Here is a 2,952-nt window from a genome sequence, read left to right as displayed (position 1 = left end):
AAGGGTGGCTCTCTAGCACCGGACTGGTGGCTCAAAGTCCCCCGGAATAATCAGACGTAAAAACATTTAACGCCCATTCTGTCTTATTTTTCGTCATGAAACTAATTAAAGCATCCTTGTCTTTATAATTTACTTTTTTCAATCCAAACGCTTTTAAGCATTTATCTAAATCGTTAATCTCCATAAATTGAGGCTCTAGTGTATTTAAAAGGCGCTGATTTTCTCCACGAATAATTGTACTTGCTGCAATTTTAATCTCTTCGCAGTCGTCAAAATCCTTATATTTCTCCTTTATATTAGCGTCATAATCACCATCATTATCAGTAATTACAACGATTTTTTTCTTTAATATTTTAGCAATCCTTAAAAATCGTTTAAAAGACAAACCCCTAACAGAAATCACATCTATTCCATGTTCTATGGGTAATTCATTATTATTCTTGTATTGAAAAGCTTTTTGTACAACCAGTTCGTCAGAAGGCCCCTCTACAAGAATTGCTTTATCGGACAAAATCATTCTTAATGTATCATATCCAGGTAATGCAGAAAAATAAGCAGAATCGTCTTGGCTCAATTCGTTAAGCGCAAAACATTTTGAATTTGCAAGTAAAATGATTTTATCTAATCCTAACTTATTTGCGACAAAATTACTATGAGTTGATACTATTATTTGCTTATTGTAGCATTTTTTCTTAATAAGATTGGTTAAAACATTCAAATTGCTATGCGAAAGATGATTTTCAGGCTCTTCCATTAAAATAACATTAGCGGTTTGTGTTTTTTTATGAGCAAGAGCCAAATTCGTTTTTACAATACATTGTTCACCTTTACCAATTTGAGTAAAAGGAATATCATCAACGCATGTTGTTAAAATATTTTCCCAAGAATTTTTTACAGACATGTCCGCAGCAATAGAAACCTTTTTATTAGAAATTTCCCCACTATCTGCAATTTTTTTGTTTATTCCTTTTATCAACTCATTTTGTTCAAAATCATCTTTCAAATTCCGATACGATTGTGAAAGAGATATTAATTCATCTTCTTCTAAATTTTCTTTGATGATTCTAGAAATGTAAATATCTGAACCATTTTGAAATCTATTTGTCGAAGAATCAATCAATGCTGCTTTTAGTGGAATGCTTCTTGATGTAACGGATGATCTAGCAAAAGACACCCAATCAACTTTATAATATTCAACAGGAAGCGATTTGGGAGTAGTTTTTATAAAACTTTCATATTCTTTCTTATAATTTTCATCAAATTGGATTTTGAATGAAATTCCTGATGTATCAACTCGCTTAGAATTGTTATTCCCTTTTAATTCATCAATACCATCTCCCGACAAGTACAATTCTATCAAAATATTAGGTAAATCAATAGGAGTTGTTTTCAAAGCCTCTATATACTTTTTGACGATATCAACATTGAATATATTTTCGCTAATTTCATTCTTTATAACTCGCCCATTGAGAGTTCCAGTTAAAGCTAAATTAACAGCCTCCAAAATTGTAGACTTACCTTCATCATTGTTTCCAACAATGATATTCAAACCTTCATGGAATTCTATTTCAAAATTCGCAAATTTTTTATAGTTTAAAATAACAAGTCTATCAATTTTAATCATACATTTCCTCCAATTTCATCTCTAACAAAATCTCTTAGTAGTAATTTTACAGCATTTTCTATAGATTTCCCATTTTCTCTACATTTAATTTCAACCTGATGCTTAAGCCACCAAGGCAATTTAACGAATAAAGTTTCACCATCTAATAACGCATCAGCTTGTATATTAACAAGCCTTTTCTCTTGACGTATTCCTTTTTTATTTGCGATCGTTTTGCGAGCAGTTCCATTTTTCTGATTGTATTTCCCTACACATTCTTCTTCGGAATGTCCAACATAATGTTCGAAATTCGATTCCCAATCACAAAAGTCATACTCATAGAAATCAAAATATTTATGTTCAGAATCATTTGATTCATAGCCATCATTATCCCATGTCGTGTAGTAAAAAAAATTTAAACTTTGATAGTTCAATTCAAGAATATGTTTCACGGCAGTAGTTGCAAACGAGTTCCCCATTTGCTCAAAATAAACAGCATTCTTTTTTGAATCAAACTTTACCCCAATAATTTTTCCATGTTTATAAGAAATTCCTCCAGATGGAATCGTCAAATCATTAGATTTCGGCTCATTCAAAGAATACCGCCCGGTCCACTCATTCAAATGGAACATTTCCCTATCATTTAAAATATCAAGAAGTTCCTTATACAACCGCTGAAGCTCGCTATTTTCACCTTCAATATAAAATCTTTGAAAATACATAATTCAAATCCTTTTTTATCTTTTCTAAAAAACATTCAAGCAAGGAATAAACATTTATGATTACTGAATATCCAGTACATATCGATAGAAACTACACTCATTCCTCGAAACCTCGTGTTCAAGCAAATGCTCGTGAATTTAACGAATACTGTTCCAAGATAGAGACTTGGATTAATGAACAAATCAAAAACGGAAGACGAGGAACCATACATTACTCCGAGATAACAAATGAATTATCCCTGCCGGATGATTTTCTAGGCAAAAAACTCATAATTGACTGCGGACATAATGGTTTCACGATTGATCAAAATCTTCAAGTATATTAAATATTATCCACGGCTTCGATTTCTTCAGCATCCGTCACGCCATAGAGTCCATAGACAATTTCATTCACTCGGTTTTCCAATGCCGTTGTGTCTTCGCCGGCTTTCTTGGCGGTGATGATTTGGTCGGCGAGGGTGGCGAGTTCTTGAGGCAATTCACGAGGAACAGGTATTTTAGAAAGATATTGCCAGATGAGTTGCACACCGTTCTGGATTTGGGTGCATTTCTTTTTCATTAGCCACCAAGCCATTTTAGAATTCAGCAGAGCGAGTAAAGCCTTGTCTTCCGTGGGAATTATCCACA

General features: G+C 33.0%; 3 protein-coding genes. All 3 read right to left on the bottom strand.

Annotation, left to right across the window (positions count from 1 at the left end; all coding sequences use genetic code 11):
- Positions 1–31 precede the first annotated feature (31 nt).
- Positions 32–1,624, bottom strand: coding sequence for an ATP-dependent endonuclease (locus tag Q0W26_RS11905; protein ID WP_298525745.1), 1,593 nt, complete (start codon positions 1,622–1,624; stop codon positions 32–34).
- Positions 1,621–2,325 (bottom strand): hypothetical protein, encoded by a 705-nt coding sequence (locus Q0W26_RS11900; RefSeq protein ID WP_298525743.1) that lies wholly within the window; start codon positions 2,323–2,325, stop codon positions 1,621–1,623. Before Q0W26_RS11900 ends, Q0W26_RS11905 begins: the two co-directional genes overlap by 4 nt.
- A 322-nt stretch (positions 2,326–2,647) precedes the next feature.
- Positions 2,648–2,952 (bottom strand): hypothetical protein (locus Q0W26_RS11895; RefSeq protein ID WP_298525741.1); only part of this gene is annotated, 305 nt, incomplete at its 5' end.

The organism is uncultured Methanobrevibacter sp. (genome assembly GCF_947169325.1).
Taxonomy (GTDB): Archaea; Methanobacteriota; Methanobacteria; order Methanobacteriales; family Methanobacteriaceae; genus Methanocatella.
The sequence above is the reverse complement of the archived record's forward strand: the minus strand, read 5'-3'. Positions and strand labels throughout refer to the sequence as shown.